This window comes from Paenibacillus sp. S29, from assembly GCF_049319765.1.
GTDB classification, from domain to species: Bacteria; Bacillota; Bacilli; order Paenibacillales; family Paenibacillaceae; genus Paenibacillus; species Paenibacillus polymyxa_B.
Genome location: NZ_JBMOUI010000003.1, coordinates 1 through 15,958 on the forward strand (window position 1 = coordinate 1; position 15,958 = coordinate 15,958).

13 protein-coding genes and 1 pseudogene are annotated in these 15,958 nt (G+C 43.0%); 10 read left to right on the forward strand and 4 right to left on the reverse strand.

Going from position 1 to position 15,958, the window contains the following annotated elements; all coding sequences use genetic code 11:
- The first annotated feature begins 392 nt into the window (after nt 1-392).
- The 3 genes and pseudogenes from ACL9RM_RS05370 to ACL9RM_RS05380 form a co-directional block, all read left to right on the forward strand.
- The gene (locus ACL9RM_RS05370) at nt 393-1,631 is read left to right on the forward strand and encodes a hypothetical protein (protein WP_414126219.1); all 1,239 of its coding nucleotides are present in this window, start codon (nt 393-395) and stop codon (nt 1,629-1,631) included.
- Nucleotides 1,628-2,251, forward strand: a complete 624-nt coding sequence (locus ACL9RM_RS05375) for a histidine phosphatase family protein (RefSeq protein ID WP_414126220.1) — start codon at nt 1,628-1,630, stop codon at nt 2,249-2,251. Before ACL9RM_RS05370 ends, ACL9RM_RS05375 begins: the two co-directional genes overlap by 4 nt.
- Nucleotides 2,252-2,531: 280 nt before the next feature.
- Nucleotides 2,532-2,918 (forward strand): annotated as a pseudogene (locus tag ACL9RM_RS05380) (manganese catalase family protein); the annotation flags it as partial.
- 113 nt (nt 2,919-3,031) lie between these two features.
- Here the strand turns inward: ACL9RM_RS05380 and ACL9RM_RS05385 are convergent.
- Nucleotides 3,032-3,742: a GntR family transcriptional regulator gene (locus ACL9RM_RS05385; RefSeq protein WP_250267948.1), complete on the reverse strand. Its 711-nt coding sequence runs from the start codon at nt 3,740-3,742 to the stop codon at nt 3,032-3,034.
- 284 nt (nt 3,743-4,026) lie between these two features.
- Between ACL9RM_RS05385 and ACL9RM_RS05390 the strand changes: the two genes are divergently transcribed.
- The 4 genes from ACL9RM_RS05390 to ACL9RM_RS05405 all read left to right on the forward strand — a co-directional run bounded on the left by ACL9RM_RS05390 (nt 4,027) and on the right by ACL9RM_RS05405 (nt 8,204).
- On the forward strand, nt 4,027-5,001 hold the full coding sequence (locus ACL9RM_RS05390; protein ID WP_302057233.1) for an SIS domain-containing protein: 975 nt from the start codon (nt 4,027-4,029) through the stop codon (nt 4,999-5,001).
- A 31-nt stretch (nt 5,002-5,032) separates the two neighbouring features.
- Nucleotides 5,033-5,920, forward strand: a complete 888-nt coding sequence (locus ACL9RM_RS05395) for a fructoselysine 6-kinase (RefSeq protein WP_250267949.1) — start codon at nt 5,033-5,035, stop codon at nt 5,918-5,920.
- Nucleotides 5,921-6,024: 104 nt separating this feature from the next.
- A complete protein-coding gene (locus ACL9RM_RS05400) occupies nt 6,025-7,341 on the forward strand; it encodes an anaerobic C4-dicarboxylate transporter family protein (protein WP_250261862.1) in 1,317 nt (438 codons plus the stop codon).
- A 32-nt stretch (nt 7,342-7,373) separates the two neighbouring features.
- A complete protein-coding gene (locus ACL9RM_RS05405) occupies nt 7,374-8,204 on the forward strand; it encodes a sugar phosphate isomerase/epimerase family protein (protein ID WP_250261861.1) in 831 nt (276 codons plus the stop codon).
- A 176-nt stretch (nt 8,205-8,380) separates the two neighbouring features.
- Here ACL9RM_RS05405 and ACL9RM_RS05410 read toward each other — a convergent pair whose 3' ends face one another.
- The gene (locus tag ACL9RM_RS05410) at nt 8,381-9,457 is read right to left on the reverse strand and encodes a glycosyltransferase (protein WP_250261860.1); all 1,077 of its coding nucleotides are present in this window, start codon (nt 9,455-9,457) and stop codon (nt 8,381-8,383) included.
- A 432-nt stretch (nt 9,458-9,889) separates the two neighbouring features.
- Here ACL9RM_RS05410 and ACL9RM_RS05415 point away from each other — a divergent pair, with 432 nt between their 5' ends.
- The 3 genes from ACL9RM_RS05415 to ACL9RM_RS05425 all read left to right on the forward strand — a co-directional run bounded on the left by ACL9RM_RS05415 (nt 9,890) and on the right by ACL9RM_RS05425 (nt 14,165).
- Nucleotides 9,890-12,691 carry a methyltransferase domain-containing protein gene (locus ACL9RM_RS05415; protein ID WP_414126221.1) on the forward strand — a complete coding sequence of 934 codons (2,802 nt, stop codon included), beginning with the start codon at nt 9,890-9,892 and terminating at the stop codon, nt 12,689-12,691.
- A 25-nt stretch (nt 12,692-12,716) separates the two neighbouring features.
- Nucleotides 12,717-13,379 carry a class I SAM-dependent methyltransferase gene (locus ACL9RM_RS05420; protein WP_250267951.1) on the forward strand — a complete coding sequence of 221 codons (663 nt, stop codon included), beginning with the start codon at nt 12,717-12,719 and terminating at the stop codon, nt 13,377-13,379.
- Between the two features lie 84 nt (nt 13,380-13,463).
- On the forward strand, nt 13,464-14,165 hold the full coding sequence (locus ACL9RM_RS05425; RefSeq protein ID WP_081112510.1) for an HAD hydrolase-like protein: 702 nt from the start codon (nt 13,464-13,466) through the stop codon (nt 14,163-14,165).
- Between the two features lie 102 nt (nt 14,166-14,267).
- On the opposite strand, the gene ACL9RM_RS05430 is transcribed toward ACL9RM_RS05425, so the two are convergent.
- Together ACL9RM_RS05430 and ACL9RM_RS05435 are read right to left on the reverse strand one after the other, a co-directional pair.
- Nucleotides 14,268-15,458, reverse strand: a complete 1,191-nt coding sequence (locus ACL9RM_RS05430; RefSeq protein WP_061831700.1) for a YheC/YheD family protein — start codon at nt 15,456-15,458, stop codon at nt 14,268-14,270.
- Nucleotides 15,440-15,955 carry a GNAT family N-acetyltransferase gene (locus ACL9RM_RS05435; RefSeq protein ID WP_061831701.1) on the reverse strand — a complete coding sequence of 172 codons (516 nt, stop codon included), beginning with the start codon at nt 15,953-15,955 and terminating at the stop codon, nt 15,440-15,442. Before ACL9RM_RS05435 ends, ACL9RM_RS05430 begins: the two co-directional genes overlap by 19 nt.
- Between the last annotated feature and the right edge of the window lie 3 nt (nt 15,956-15,958).

The following is a 15,958-nucleotide window of genomic DNA, read 5'->3' on the forward strand; positions in this document are numbered from 1 at the left end:
TTTTAAAAGATGCGTCTCCCCATATAAAAATAGAAGTGTCGAAAAGTCCTCTGGACTTTCTCGACACTCTGAGAACCCTAATATTAGGGTTCTTTTTACTTTACTTAATGGGTTATATAAACGATAGGAAAAAGAAGAGTTTGCCTAGCTTGAGATGATTGCCACAATGATTTACAAGCTGAGAAAGGATGCGAATGTATACATACGCTACGGTTTAATGAAGCGGTGCAGATTCTGAGCAGGGGAAAAAGAAGGTGTTTTAAGAGAAAAGTAAATGATTATCATGATTTACCTTCCTCTAAATTAATATACAATTTTTTACCATTAATAATTTTTTATACTTTGATTAATTATATTAATGAAATAAATCAGGCCTAAAGGAGAAATGACTAATGTCACAAATGTTAGATGCACAAGCCCGAGAAAATGGGACGAAATTTCTAATTTACCCTCAAAATAAAACTGTACCTGGTTTTGAGAATCCAGAAGTGGTTTATATTAACCTCCCCCCTGGATCAATTAAATCAGGACCTGAAGACGACCAGATGTATGTCGTTGACGCTTTAAATAAAGTACCGTTTGGGGAACCGGGCTCTCCCCCGTTTCAGTACCGATATGAAGGTCCACACAGTCCAGCAGTCCAGCCCAATGCACAAGGACATTTCGATCATCTTCGTCCTGGAGAGAGGGCTTTTTCGGCTGCGACGATGTATGCAACAGTTAGAAGAGCGTTGGAGATATGGGAGGACTATTTTGGAAGGGAAATTCCTTGGATATGGTCTAATGAAGTTCCCAAGCTCCTGCTAATCCCTTTGGTTGTTTTTAATAATGCTGTGTCAAGTCCTGCTGGATACCTCGAATTTGGATTTCCAGATGGTGATACTGACATTCCACATTGTCAAAATTTTGATGTTCTTGTTCATGAATTAGGCCATCAAATAAAGTATGCAGTAATTGGAATTCCCGATAGACCTACCTTTGAGTTTCGCGGACATCATGAAGCTTTCGGTGATCTGGTCGCTATCGTTGCAAGCCTACATTTCAATACAGTTGTTGATCACTTATTAAATAATACATTTGGCGATTTATTCTCTGTAAACGAGTTGTCTCGTGTGGGGGATTTGAAAGCTGGACGTTCAATTCGGTTGGCATTTAATAACGAAAAATTCTCTAGGCTAATAACTGAACCACACTTGTTATCTCTACCGTTTACAGGCGGCGCATTCGATATTCTAGTTGAAATATTCCAACGTAATTTAATCGAACGCAATCTGATTTCACAAGAGCTTGGCGACCTCTCATTCAATAGCACGGTTGGGCAACAACATGAAATAAGAGAACAGTTTAAAAGGTTTTATCAAGGTAAAGAAGCAGAGTTTAAAGATGCTTTGTTAGATGCGCGTGACAAATTTGGAAAGCTTATGGCAACTGCATGGAGTAACACTGATAAGGAGAATTTACATTACGGAGATGTCCTAAAAAAAATTCTGGACGCTGATCGGCAACTGTTTAATGGTAAATATGAGCGCACTATCCGGAGTTGTTTTGATTGGCGTCTGATTACAACTGACACAATGCTATCCCCCCTACCTTTTGAAACTCATGTTGTTGATGAACTGGTTACTGTATGACAAAGATTTATGTAGTTCGGCACGGGGAGACGGAAGGGATTTTAGCTGGACGTATGGAAGCACGTATTGATTCACCTTTAACTAATGAAGGGGTAGAACAGGCTGTGGCATTAGAAAACAGATTAACGGATGTTCAATTCTCAAAGATTTATTCCAGTCCCAGTCAAAGAGCGGTTCGGACAGCTTTAATTATCAAGGGCCATCGAGAAACTGACATTACATTGGATGATCACTTGTATGAACTTGATATTCCGGACTGGGACGGGCACAGGAAAGAAGAAATCGCTCAGAGTGATCCTGTCTTGTTTGACCAATTTAGTAATCATCCCGAGTTGTTTCATCCTACTCGGGGAGAAAGCTTTCTGGATTTGCAAAAAAGAGTTATAGCTTTTGTAGAATTGATTCAGGGTAAAAACACAGAGGAAAATCTACTGATTGTTACTCATTCTGGTGTAATTAAGATGATTCTTGATTTCGCTGAAAACAAACCTTTGAGTGAGTATTGGAACCGTGGTAGTATTCCAAACGGAAGCCTAAGTATCGTTCGAATTGAGAAACAAGGGTTGATAGTGGAATTAGAGGCGGATATTAGCCATCTCCAACATTCATTGATGGTATAGATATGGATAAGCTGTTTGTGCTAGTTCAGTACAAACAGCTTGTTCTATTTTTTCATTTCAGGTTAGAAGTGTATGCCCGTCTTAGTAGTAGCCTTGTCACGAAGGTATAAATGCATGTTCAAAAAGCTTGTAGAGAACCATTTTGCAAAGGCAATAAAAAATGGAAATTTATGCTGAGCTTATAAAACGTACTTGTCGTTAGGTGAAAGCAAAAAACTTGAAGGCAATGGATTACTTGATTTCATTATTAGCTAATCTACATGACTGATAACATGAATGTACAGAAGAATTTGCGCATCTCGAGATGATTGCGACTATGATTTATAAGCTGACCAAGGATGCGAGCGTGGAGCAAATGAAAGCGGCTGGGCTAGGGGAATATTACGCGGCGCACGATCATGCGCTATATTATCAAAACGCAGGCGGGGTTCCTTTTACAGCGGCCTATATTCAAGCCAAAGGCGACCCGATTGCCGATCTATATGAGGACATAGCGGCAGAGGAAAAGGCTCGAGCTACATATCAGTGGCTGATTGATCTGACAGACGATGTGGATTTGCAGGATAGTCTGAAGTTTCTGCGTGAACGTGAAGTGATTCATTCGCTGCGTTTTCGTGAGTCAGTGGAAATTTTGAAGGGGGAAAGAGACCGGAAGAAAGTCTTTTAAGGTATTTTGTAAGGAGGGCCATCTGCAAATGCAGGTGGCCTTTCTTTTTTTTGGTTAAATCTACATAGAAGCACCTGTCAGAGACAGGACAGGCGATATAGCTGTTCATAACCTCAAACAATCAACTCAAACCTATCCCCTAATATTAATTGCTTGGAACGATGGATTTTTTGGCCGTCTGGACTACAAACTGTGCTTTTAATACAAAGTAGAGGATAACCTTCCTCAATATTTAAATAGGTGGCTACATCAAAGGAAGCAAACTCCATAAATATATATTTTCTTGATATTCCAAATGTAATCTTGTGTTTATTTTTTAAAATATCATAAAGAGATATATTATTTAAATCCTCTTGTAATAAAAAAGAAAAAGAAGAAGGGAACCGTGAATACTCTACAGATACCGGCACATTGTCAGCATACCTGATTCTTTCTATATTGATTACTTTATCCCCTGGCATTAAACCTAAATGTTCCTGGTCTGATGCTGTAGCATCTTCAATCACGCATTTTATTACTTTTGCACCAGGCACTTTATTTTGTAATTTACAAGTATCGCTAAATCCAATGGTCTCTACGACATTTTTTTTGATTTTATCTTTTGTAATAAATGTTCCTTTTCCTGGAATCCGTACCAAATAACCTTCAGAGGTAAGTGAATCAAGTGCCGCACGGACAGTTACACGACTCACATTATTGGTTTCACTTAATTCTAATTCTGTAGGGAGTTTGTCTCCTGGTTTTAGGGTACCGTTGTGGATGGAATCTAAAATTCTTTCTTGCAGCTGTCTATATAACGGCGAAGATTCTGAATGATCAATCATGCGGTCAACCTCCAAATCAAGTTTTTATAAATGTATTATATTGTTTTATATCGGGATGCTTATATTATAACAGTATATACAATTTATGAATAGCTTGTAAGCCCTTGCAACTAGGGGTCCTCCCTTTAAAAATCGGGGATAGTTGAAGCGATGCTCTAGAAAAAGTAGCAAAGTGTTATTGCTTCATGTATTGTTTTGTGTTATTGTTTCCTTATAACATTCCAATACATACACCGGTGTGGAATGGAAAACAAGGAAATGTATCATACAAGGAGGAAATGGTAATGGAAATAAAAAAAATTATTGAAGAAATTGTAGCAAATAAACAAGAGGCTGGCGGTATTAAGCAGGTATATTATGTAGCTTGCGGTGGTTCTTATGGTGCTTTTTATCCTGCAAAAACATTTCTTGAAAAAGAAGCAAAGGAAGTTAAGGTAGGTCTTTATACCAGTAATGAGTTTGTGCATAACACACCTAAGGCATTTGGAGAAAATTCAGTACTGGTAGTGGCATCACATAAAGGTAATACACCAGAAACTGTGAAAGCCGCAGAATTAGGTAGAACAGCAGGAGTTCCAGTTATTGCATTAACATGGGTTGAAGATTCTCCTATTACGGAACAAGCAGACTATGTGGTGAAGTACACATTTGGGGATGGTAAAGATATTGCCCGCGAAAAAACCATGAAAGCACTAATGACGGCAGTAGAGGTATTAAATCAGACCGAGGGATATGAGCAATATGATAAATTCCTGGACGGAGTAGGAAAAATAGATCGAATTGTTAAAAATGCATGCAAACACGTGGAAAAGCGTGCTCTGGCTTTTGCGAAAAACCATAAAGATGATTCCGTAATCTACACCATGGCAAGCGGAGCTGGCTACGGGGCTGCCTATATGCAAAGCATCTGCATTTTTATGGAGATGCAATGGATTAACTCTTCCAGCATACATTCAGGTGAATATTTCCATGGACCATTTGAGATTACTGATGCTGAAATACCATTTGTCATTCAGGTCTCTGAAGGAAGTACCCGACCTTTAGATGAAAGAGCGTTAAAGTTCCTTAACCGTTATACCCAGAGAGTAGAGGTTCTAGACGCAAAGGATTTAGGACTGTCTACCATTGACAGCTCTGTGGTTGATTACTTCAATCATTCCCTATTTAATAATGTTTACCCCGTTTATAACCAAGCTTTGGCCATTGAAAGAGCGCATCCGCTTACAACTCGTAGATATATGTGGAAGGTTGAATATTAATCTTTTAGCAACCTTTAGAGGGGATATTCTTATGGAACAATATAAGGTTATTGGCATTGGTGACAATGTAGTAGATAAATATGTCCACCAGGGTATGATGTACCCTGGTGGAAATGCCTTGAACTTTTGTGCGTATGCCAGAATGTGTGGCATGGAGGCATCTTATTTAGGTAAGTTTGGTAATGATTATATAGCTCAGTATATTCAAAAGGTTATAGACGATTTAGAGATAGAACATAGCCATTGCCGGATTTTTGAAGGGGAAAATGGGTATGCACGGGTTACATTGGAAGACGGTGATCGTGTATTTCTGGGTTCCAATAAAGGCGGTATTGCAAAGGAAAATGCCTGGGATTTTACAGAAAATGACTTGAACTACATTAAAAATTTCTCCGTGATTCATACCAGTCTAAACAGCTATATAGAGCAGGATCTCGCAACATTAAAAAAAACGAATGTGCCTATCTCCTATGATTTCTCGGTACGCTGGAATGATGAATATTTGGAACAAATATGCCGGTATGCGGACATTTCATTCCTTTCATGCAGTCATTTAACGGAAAGTGAAAGAAAAAGAGAAATGCTAAAAGCACAGAAACTCGGTTCTAAAATAGTGATTGGTACTGTGGGAGAAAATGGATCAGTTGCTCTCTATAAAGATCAATGGATGCACCAGCCGGCAGTATTAACGGATACCGTGGATACGATGGGAGCGGGTGACTCTTATATAACCGCTTTTATTGTAGAGATGATTAAAAGCTCTAAAGCCGGTAAGATTTTCTACGGTGAAGATGAGGATATGCTTCGGAGTATCAAAGCAAGCATGGAAAAAGGAGCGGTTTTTGCGGCTAAAATATGCCAGATAAACGGAGCTTTTGGCCACGGCACACCCATTCGTTGTTCTGACTCGAAAGAATAAGCATGATAAGAATTTTGTAAGCGTATTCAGTGAAGGGCGGCTACGCCCTTGTAGATAATGAAAGATCGGTAAAGTTCATAAAATCAAAAAAAGGGAGAATTCTTATGTTTTGGTTTGAGCTATTGATCATCTTTTTACTCATTTTCTTCGGCGCTAGAGTTGGCGATGTTTTTATGGGCTTGCTCGGTGGAGTGGGCGTAGCGATTTTTGTATTTATCTTTCATGTCCAACCAGCGGCCCCTCCCATTGATGTAATGCTGATCATTTTAGCGGTTGTATTGGCTGCCTCTGCGCTGCAGTCTTCAGGTGGACTTAACTTACTCGTCCAGATTGCAGAGAAAATGCTTAGTAAGTCACCTAAGAATATTACAATAATAGCTCCAATCATATCCTGGTTATTTACCTTCTTATCAGGAACCGGGCATGTCGTATATAGTTTATTGCCTATTATCAATAAGCTTGCCATTGATAATGATATCAGACCGGAAAGACCCATTTCAAATAGTATCATCGCTTCCCAGCAGGCAATAACTTGCTCACCGGTTTCAGCGGCCACTGCTGCTATGATTGGATTTATGTCACCCCTTGGAGTAAGTTTGGGGACCATATTGGTCATTTCCATACCTGCTACACTCTTAGGTGTCATTACAAGTGCGGTGTGCACGTTGCGTAAAGGGAAAGAATTGTCTGAAGATTCGGAATATTTGCATAGATTGGCAGAAGGCTTAATTGAAAAATCAGAAAAGAAGGCTGAGAAAAAAGAAACTTCAAAAGGAGCGAAAGCCGCTGTTGTTATCTTTTTGATGGGAGTTTTAGCCATTGTTATTATGGGCATGTTTACTCAACTGCGTCCATCCTGGGAGCTAAATGGAGAGGTTACTAGTCTATCAATGCCGCATACCATTGAAATGATTATGCTAGTTTGCGCTACTATGATTATTATCGTATGCCGCCCGACGATTGAAACAATTCTTAACGGACCCATATTCAGGGCAGGGGCTCTGGCTATGGTCTGTGCCTTTGGGTTAGCCTGGATGAGCAGTACCTTTATAAACGGACAAACCGCTTTTATTCAAGATCATGTTGCTACGATTGTAAATAGCCATCCGTGGATGCTTGCCGTTATCATGTTTATCGTTGCTGCTTTAACTACGAGTCAAGGTGTCACGACATTAATTATGATACCTATTGCTATTGCCCTTGATCTGCCTACCTACATCATAATTGGAGCGTGGATGGCTGTAAATGCAAACTTCTTTTTACCGGTTTCTGCTCAGTGCCTTGCTGCCATATCTTTTGATACAGCGGGTACGACAAAAATTGGTAAATATGTATTGAACCACAGTTTTATGATACCTGGAATGATTAATATTATTTTATCTGTAATATTAGCTACTTTAATTGGAAGCGTTTTAATATAGAGCGTCGTGTAAAAAGGAGGTATCTAATTATTATGGTACAGATATCACAAGTTGCGGCTGCAAACTATCATTATAAAAGATATTCTTTGGAGTATTTTTTAGAATCTGTTGCAAGGCTGGGATTCCATAATATTGAATTGTGGGCTTCAGGTCCACATCTCCATTTAGACTATTTGACGCATCAGGATATAAAAAAATTAAATAAAAAAGTAAAAGAAAGAGGGTTAAAGACGATCTGCTTTACCCCTGAGCAGTATGTCTACCCGGTAAGCATCAGTCATCCTGATCCAGAGTATAGAAAGAGAAGTGTTGAGTTTTTTTGCCGGCATATTGAAGCTGCGTCTTTGCTGGAATGTGACAAAGTGTTAGTGACCACAGGCATCGCATACTTGGATGTTGATGAGACAGAAATGTGGAAATGGTGCAGGGAATCTTTAGGAGAAATCTGTAAAACAGCAGAAAAAGAGGGGATTTACGTTACAATGGAGGCATTTACCTCTTTTACTACACAGGTGTTTAATAGAGTCGAGCACATTTCCAAGATGATAAAAGAAGTCGGAAGTCCTTATTTAAAAGGTTTAGCGGATACGGATGTGATGGAAACTACAGGAAAAGATACCATTCATGATTTTATAAGGGAACTGGGGAATAATTTGATGCATGTACATTTTGTGGACGGTAATCCTGGAGGACATCTGGTTCCCGGAGAAGGCCAATTAGCAATGGCGGAAGTGTTAAAGGAACTTAACAATATAGATTATAAGGGATATCTAGGTCTGGAATTATTGGATAGAAGGTATGTTATGAATCCGGAAAAAGCCCTAAGGGATTCGCTCACGTGGTTCGAAAAGCACCTGGAATGATTGAAAGAGGAGCGACTTTCTACTATTTTATACCACGAAATTTTAAAACAAGAAAGTCGATTCCCTATAGGAGGAATCGACTTTTTTAAGTACCCCTAGCATGGGTGTTAATTCCAGAGTGGGAAATCCCGAACGGGAACTGGCAAGTCCCTGCCCTTAGCCAGTGTTCGTCTTCCTTATTTCTGTTGCTCTAGTTGTGCAAAATATTGCTCGTTATATAAAACACTTGGATGAGTAGGGTGGTGCAACTGAGCTATGCGATGATGCGATTTTGCCTTTTCAATGTCGCCGATTCGGTCGTAACACAGGCATAATTGCAAGTGTGGAAACCAGGTATAGTACGACGAATTGGTTAAGGCCATCACATCTTGTGGAGGCTCTATCAGCGTCGCCTGACGAAACCAGTAAATGGCTTGAGTATACTGCTCATCTTCAATGAACAAATTGCCAAAGGCACAGCAGAACTGGGCGCGTGGTACATCGAGGTTGAGTGTGCGAAGCAGTGCCATACGCTGCTCCTGTTTTTGACCCTGGTGAGCGTAGCAATCTGCTAGCTTAAAGCAAGCAGCAATCCGATCCTCAATCCATCCTTGATCGAGCCCCAGATAGTGTTCGTACTGCTGGATGGCTTCTAGTATGCGTCCGTTATCATATAGTTCATTAGCGAAGTAGTAGTGATCTCGCTCAGAAAATGCAGTGCCCTGCTCCCGGTGGTGGAGATAAATATGTAAATTACGGTCAGTGTAGGCACGTGTCTTTTTATGAGTCACTGCCATATTGCTGTGAAAGGTGCTGCCAGTCACATTCAGGAATTCGTGCACAAAGCCGATCCATCTGAATCTACGATCACGCCGCACCATTCGGTTTCTTTTGAGCTTATGCAGCGGCTGCCCCTGTTCATCTACAGATAGTACATAATCCATCGTAATGCTGTCATACGAGACGGTGGCTTGTTTTTTCCAGTCGAGAAATGCCAGTCGATCTTGCTCCTCTAGGATGTCATCAGCATCCAGCCAAAATTGATATTCCTGTGTTGCCTGATCAAACGCATAATTGCGGGCTGCGGAGAAATCATCGCACCATTCAAAATTGTATACCCGAGCATTGAACGATGCAGCGACCTCTTGGGTTCTGTCGGTAGAACCAGTATCAACGATAATGATTTCATCAACTAGGTCATGGACTGATTTCAGACAGGTATGAAGGGCTTCTTCTTCATTTTTGACAATCATACATAAGCTGACAGTTACCATGCTCTTTGTCCCCCCCAAAAAAACTTGGTATAATCTCCATTTTATTAGGATAGCTTGCTCATTATGTAGTAATTCCTATGGATCGTTTAGAGGATGTGTGATGATCATAAATTCAATCTTGCTCTAATAAATTAGAAAATCAAAGTCTGATATGAAGAGGAGGAGATTGTGCAAAATTCGATATTATCAAGTGCGACCGGGAAATAAATTTGATGGCTAAATGTAGTTAGAAAACCGGTAACAGAAAAAAAAGGAAGTTAACTGGATGGTAAGATTGTATTTTTGTATTGATGTCGTTTTCATTGATATTTCTAGGTGTAAGTCCATTCATACCACGCTCACTCCCATATCGCTTGGCCGCAATTATGGTATGTCTTAGGACATGGAGGGAGAACGGTTTATGAGGCTTCTACCTGATGGAGGCGTTGAATCATGCGTATACTAATCGGTAGCCCGGTGCACCAGAAGCCGGAAATATTGTCTTTATTTCTTCAAGCTTTGGAGCGACTGGAGGCACCTGATGTGCTGCCGGATTATTTATTTGTCGATGATAATGACAATCCGACTTCAAGCCAATGGCTTGCCGATTTTTCCAATCGGCTGCCGGGCAGGGTTTTACCCTTGTTGACAGGCTCACAGCAAGTTGAGAACCGAAGTGATGAGCACACTCATTATTGGCCGCCTGCCCTCGTCTGGAAAGTAGCTGGCTTTAAAAATCGTCTTATTGATTATGCACTTCAGCATAATTATGACGCGCTGTTTTTGGTCGATTCTGACCTGATTCTCCATTCCCGTACCTTATGTAAGCTGGTGGAGGCGGAGAAGGATATTGTATCTGAGATTTTCTGGACACGCTGGCAGCCGGAGGGGCCTCTATTGCCTCAGGTGTGGGTTAGTGATGAATATAATTTGTTCCATCGTGAAGAAGGCGAAGTGTTGTCGGCAGAGGAGAGAGCGCAACGCGAGTTGCATTTCATACACCAATTGCATGTTCCTGGTTTGTATGAGGTGGGTGGTCTAGGCGCTTGCACCCTAATCCGTAGACGTGCACTGGAAGCAGGGATTCACTTTGGTAAAATCAAAAACGTTTCCTATTGGGGAGAAGATCGACATTTCTGTATTCGGGCAGCTGCATATGGATTTCCACTTTTTGTGGATACACACTATCCGGCGATGCATCTGTACCGGGAAGCGGACCGAATGAAAGCAGAGCAGCTACTATTCGCCCTAAAGTATTTTACAACGAGTGCTGTTCATACGGACCATTCAGAACATTTAGCATATCTGGATCACTCCGATACTTCTACTAACTCTCCTGCCTTCAATCGTTCTGCATCATCAAGTCCCTCTAAGTTCCCTGAACCTCCTGTTATACCGTATGATCTCCGTGAGTCAGCTGTCTTTGCCAAGTACACTGCAGATTCTTTTGCTGTACCACAAACATTCTCTGGTCCACGACAAAGTGAACTTCATACGCCGCCTGTCACCAAACCCAAATTGACACTGACTATGACGGTATACAATGAGGCAGATCGCAAGCTCATTGACGTGCTGCGGAGTCATCGGGAATATATTGATGAAGCGGTCATTATTGATGATGGCAGTCAGGATGATAGCGGAGAGTTGTGCCGTGAGATCCTAAAGGGAATCCCACTGCGTTTAATACGCAATGAAACAGCTTCTTTTACCAATGAATTAGAGCTGCGTAAGCAGCAGTGGAGAGAGACGTTGGCTTCCTCTCCCGAATGGATATTAAACATGGACGCTGACGAAATGTTCGAATCCCGTTTTGCTCAAGGGGTACATTCGTTGTTAGCGGGAACGAAAGCCGATACGATTTGTTTCAGGTTGTTTGATATGTGGTCTTCCACGCATTACCGCGATGATGATTATTGGCAGACTCATCGGTATTACCGTCCTTTTTTGATTCGATATAAGGAAGGGTTCTCTTATAAATGGAAGGAGCAGTCCTTGCACTGTGGGAGATTTCCCGAAAATGTGCTTGACCTTCCTAGTGAAATCAGCAACTACCGCATCCAGCATTGGGGATGGTATACACCTGCTATTCGCATGGCCAAATTTCAGCGGTACCAGTTGCTTGATCCAAGTGCTCGTTATGGCTGGAAAGAGCAATATGAATCTATTTTGGACCCGAACCCCCGACTCACGCTCTGGGTGGATCAGGACAACATAAATGTAGAAAAAGAAACGGCACCAGAATATGAAGCTGCCCACCAGGTAAACGACATGGATGTTGCCGAGATTTCGAGTGTCCAGGTTATTGATAATTCCGATCTGCAAATAAAAAGTGAAACCAAGGACTTACTTTATAGTAAATGCAAACTGTGTGGCTCATCTGACACGGCAGTGTTTCATAGCTATGAACGCTTTACCTTGATGGGATGCGGTTCCTGCGGATTGGTTTTTCGTAATGATGTGGATCATATACGCCCAGAAGATATGATTGCAGAGATTTATAATACCAAATGGGTTGCTATGCGGGATAGTGCAGCAGCGTCAACTTATGGAGATCATGCCCTTTTTGGACTCATGCTGCTGGATATGTTCAGTACCGGTAAAGGAAAATTGCTTGAGATTGGATCAGGTACCGGAGAATTTATCCATGCTGCCCTTCAAGCCGGCTGGGATGCAGTGGGTATTGAACCTTCCATAGACTCGCGTGCTTACGCCAAATACAAATATGACGTGGATTTATTGCCGGGTTACTGGGGCGATGAAGCCGAAGAAGATACTCAAACCCAAGAAGCACATGAAATACAGGAATTGAATGAAGCCGAAGAAGAAGATACTGATTTACCACTGGATCACAAATACGAGGCCGTAGCATGCTGGCATGTGCTGGAGCATATTGCAGACCCAGTTGCATTTTTGACAGATTTACGCGAACAGCTTCAACCTGACGGAACGATCTATATTACGGTGCCCAACAAAAATTCGTTCACCAATGAGGCTTATGGCGTTTACTCGCCTTTATTTACGGAGGAAGATCATTTGTATCATTATTCTGAGCATACGCTTGCGCTCTTACTGGCAAAGTCCGGCTTGCGCCCGGTGGCTTTGTTCACCCGCCAGCTTCCCTCTGGTTTAGATGCCTTGCTGCAAGCCCATCCTTTGTACGGTGAGCTTACCCTTACGGAGCAAATGGGATTGTTAGCCAAACTTCAAGGCGAGAAACGGGGTCATGAACTGTGCTGTGTCGCAAGGGTAATTTAGTCATCCCTAAAAGGAGGCAGTATCCATGAACATGTCTGATCCGTATCTGTCTCGCTTTTTTGTATATTCTGACCCCAACTCCTCCAACATGATTTACAGACTCCCCCAAAGCTGGTGGAGTCGCCCCTATGAGTATGAGTGGTGTCTCCAATTTATGTCTGGGCAAGACACAGTACTGGACGCAGCATGTGGAATCCCTCATCCATTCAAATTTGAGTTGGCCCGACGTTGCGCTCAGGTCTATGCCTGCGATCTGGATATACGGATCGTTTCCGTGGATGCCATTTTGTCCGAGGTGCGGCGGGATATCGGAGAGGAGGCTGCCGAGCGCATTCAGGAGATTTTACCAGTTCGTATCCACTCCGCACATGCCAATCTGACGGCTCTCCCCTATGAGGATGCCAGTTTTGACAAAATTGTATGTATCTCGGTACTGGAGCATTTAACGCCTGATGAATCTTTGGCTGCCTTACGTGAATTTCACCGCACTTTACGGGATGACGGAATGCTTCTGCTTACGTTTGATTATCCTACAGTGGACTTATCAGCGATGGAGCAATGGATAGAGCAGGCGGGATTTTCGTATTGGAATGGTGTGGATCTCAAGCTTCCACGGGGTGCTTTACACACGGATATGTGGGGCGGTCTGCATTGTTTTAGGACTGTTTTAAAAAAATATAAGAGTTAGCGGTATGCGCAATGAGGTTTACACGGACCTCTCTTATTGCTTATCATGAGAGGGGTTAGAGTTGTAAACCTACATAGGAAAGGAATGACTGATAACTACATGAACAATGCACCTGTGTTGAAGAAACCTGAGGCTATGGTATTTGATATGGACGGTACACTTTTTCAGACGGAGACGCTATTGCTTCCTGCGTACCACAAGCTGTTTGATACGCTGCGCGCCGAAGGGCTTTATGAAGGAGAGACTCCTCCCGAGGAGCTTATTTTGAATAGTTTGGGTATGTTGCTGGATGAAATCTGGAGAAGAGTGATGCCGGAAGCCAGCGAAGCGGCCCACAGAAGAGCGGACGAGCTGCTGCTTCAGCTGGAGCTGGAGGGATTGAAGAGCGGAAGTCATGCCCTGTATCCACATGTAAAAGAAACACTCCAGTCCCTTCATGAGCAAGGTGTCCGATTGTTCGTAGCCAGTAACGGCCTGGAGGATTATGTAAAAGGGATCGCTGCTGCGTATGAAATGGTTCCCATTTTTGAAGGACTGTACAGCGCTGGGGAGTACAGCACGCTTTCCAAAGTGAATTTGCTGGAAATTCTGTTGAGCAAGCACGATATTTCGAATGTATGGATGGTAGGAGATCGCTCTTCAGATGTGGAAGCAGGCAAAAAGAACGGACAGACGGTGATCGGTTGTGCTTATGCTGGATTTGGCGTGAACGATGAGTTGAAGGGGTCTGATGCGATTATTACGGACTTTACGCAACTGCTTACACTTTATAAAAACGCCGAGTAACTGTGAAACACAGGTTAATGGTTATAAATAGGCTTGACGTACCATATAAATAAAACATGCTAGCACTGTCGGGCAGACGAAAAAGAAAGGAAGGCAGCCACTTTACGCGGAGCCTTCCTTTGTCTTATTCTCAGTCTTACTCTCTGCTTTATCTTCTGTTTTATCTTCTGCTTTGTAGTCCGTCTGAGGCTTTGGATTAATTTGTGTGTGGTAGACCCATAAGGCATATTCCATGGGCTTGGCGATGGAACGGCGATAGGTATCTTTTTCTCCAATACGTGAAAATACCTCGCGGGCTGGTTTCGGGTTGACTTCCAGCACGTATATATGACCGTCCTTATTAATTGCCAAATCGAGCGCAAGCTCGCACAATGCCCCGTAGCTTTCTTCCAGATACGCAGCGATGTCCAGTCCGAGTTTTTCCCCCTGCTTGATGATTTTCTCTCTACGGCCCTCATCACGAATCCATTGCGTCAGCAATTGGTTCATCGGTACCGCCTTGCCTCCACCATGCAGGTTGGAAGTGACACTCCGATGTGCCCCGATTCGCCCGGCGCATCCGGTTAGCTCCCATACTCCTTGGCTATTTTTCTGCACCAGCATACGGTAATCATGGACCCTGCCATTCGGCAACTGCACAGGAATGCCTTCCTGAACAATGTAGTTATCCATGTTCCAGCTGCTCAGACGCGGCTCCAGACGGTCTAGACGTACCCGCTGCTGGGGAATAATATGGCGTTTGCGATTGCGGCCTTCAATCAGATACAGGCCCCCTTGCTTGTTAACAGGCTCAATACGTAAAATGCCGCGTCCTCCCGTACCGTTAATCGGCTTGAGGTACACTAATGAATTCTGTTTGAGCATCCGTTTTACACTATGAAATCCATTGAACAGCTCTGTTGCAGGCAAATGGGGGCGAAAGGCAGACCTTCTCGCAAGCTGCTGATGAATGACCCACTTGTTACTCAGCGGTCGGTTTAAATATACAAGGTCTGTATACTGCAATCGAAACTGCTTTAACTGACGATATCGTTCACTGCGCTGTACTCGGCAACGGTCGAAAATCATATCTGGGAACTCTCGCCACTTTCGGCTCCATTTTCCGCTATGTGGATCATAGATTTGGGCAAGGAGCAGCCTGCGATCCTTATGGACATCTGCTGGAGTAAATACATACATATCCAGTCCCAGTCTTTTCCCTTCTGCAATCATGCGCTCATATATATCACGTTCCTCCAATTGCTTCTTGTTGTTTAAATACAAGGTCATGATGCCTAGGACAGGTTTTGGCACAGCATTCCACCTTCCTCTGCCGTCTGCTTATCTTGGGATAACTCCCCGTGAAATATCAGCGTGGGTTTCCCGGTCGGTCCAGTCGTCATTTCATGCGCAACCAGTCCAGCGCGGAAACAGGTTTTGAGACTGGCCATATTGTCGGCGGCTACGCTGCACGTCAGACGGCGCAGCTGTTTGAGCTGGGCGGACAGCAGTCTAGCGCCCAGTCTGCGGCCCCGGTAAAGCGGACGAACAATTACGATGCAAGCATCCTTCCCGTAATTCAGAGCGAGGGAAAATCCCGCAATCCGCAGCCCCTTCTCCGTGCGCACATATGCGCACAGGAGGGAGGAACCAGGGGTGTTCAATTGCTCCGGCGTCAAAACAGCCAACTGCCGCAGAGCATTACGAGTAATGCGCATGCCCCCTGAGCTGCGGGCCAGAAACAGTAACTGTCGTCGTCTCAGCAGCCAGCTCCGGGCAGGCAAATGTTGAACATCGCTAATTTGCGGCATGAT

What these genes read in the sequence shown, in the direction of transcription:
- ACL9RM_RS05370 (WP_414126219.1), top strand. Translation starts at nt 393, where the DNA reads ATGTCACAAATGTTAGATGCACAAGCCCGAGAAAATGGGACGAAATTT.
- ACL9RM_RS05375 (WP_414126220.1), top strand. Translation starts at nt 1,628, where the DNA reads ATGACAAAGATTTATGTAGTTCGGCACGGGGAGACGGAAGGGATTTTA.
- ACL9RM_RS05385 (WP_250267948.1), bottom strand. Translation starts at nt 3,742, where the DNA reads ATGATTGATCATTCAGAATCTTCGCCGTTATATAGACAGCTGCAAGAA.
- ACL9RM_RS05390 (WP_302057233.1), top strand. Translation starts at nt 4,027, where the DNA reads ATGGAAATAAAAAAAATTATTGAAGAAATTGTAGCAAATAAACAAGAG.
- ACL9RM_RS05395 (WP_250267949.1), top strand. Translation starts at nt 5,033, where the DNA reads ATGGAACAATATAAGGTTATTGGCATTGGTGACAATGTAGTAGATAAA.
- ACL9RM_RS05400 (WP_250261862.1), top strand. Translation starts at nt 6,025, where the DNA reads ATGTTTTGGTTTGAGCTATTGATCATCTTTTTACTCATTTTCTTCGGC.
- ACL9RM_RS05405 (WP_250261861.1), top strand. Translation starts at nt 7,374, where the DNA reads ATGGTACAGATATCACAAGTTGCGGCTGCAAACTATCATTATAAAAGA.
- ACL9RM_RS05410 (WP_250261860.1), bottom strand. Translation starts at nt 9,457, where the DNA reads ATGGTAACTGTCAGCTTATGTATGATTGTCAAAAATGAAGAAGAAGCC.
- ACL9RM_RS05415 (WP_414126221.1), top strand. Translation starts at nt 9,890, where the DNA reads ATGCGTATACTAATCGGTAGCCCGGTGCACCAGAAGCCGGAAATATTG.
- ACL9RM_RS05420 (WP_250267951.1), top strand. Translation starts at nt 12,717, where the DNA reads ATGAACATGTCTGATCCGTATCTGTCTCGCTTTTTTGTATATTCTGAC.
- ACL9RM_RS05425 (WP_081112510.1), top strand. Translation starts at nt 13,464, where the DNA reads ATGACTGATAACTACATGAACAATGCACCTGTGTTGAAGAAACCTGAG.
- ACL9RM_RS05435 (WP_061831701.1), bottom strand. Translation starts at nt 15,955, where the DNA reads ATGCCGCAAATTAGCGATGTTCAACATTTGCCTGCCCGGAGCTGGCTG.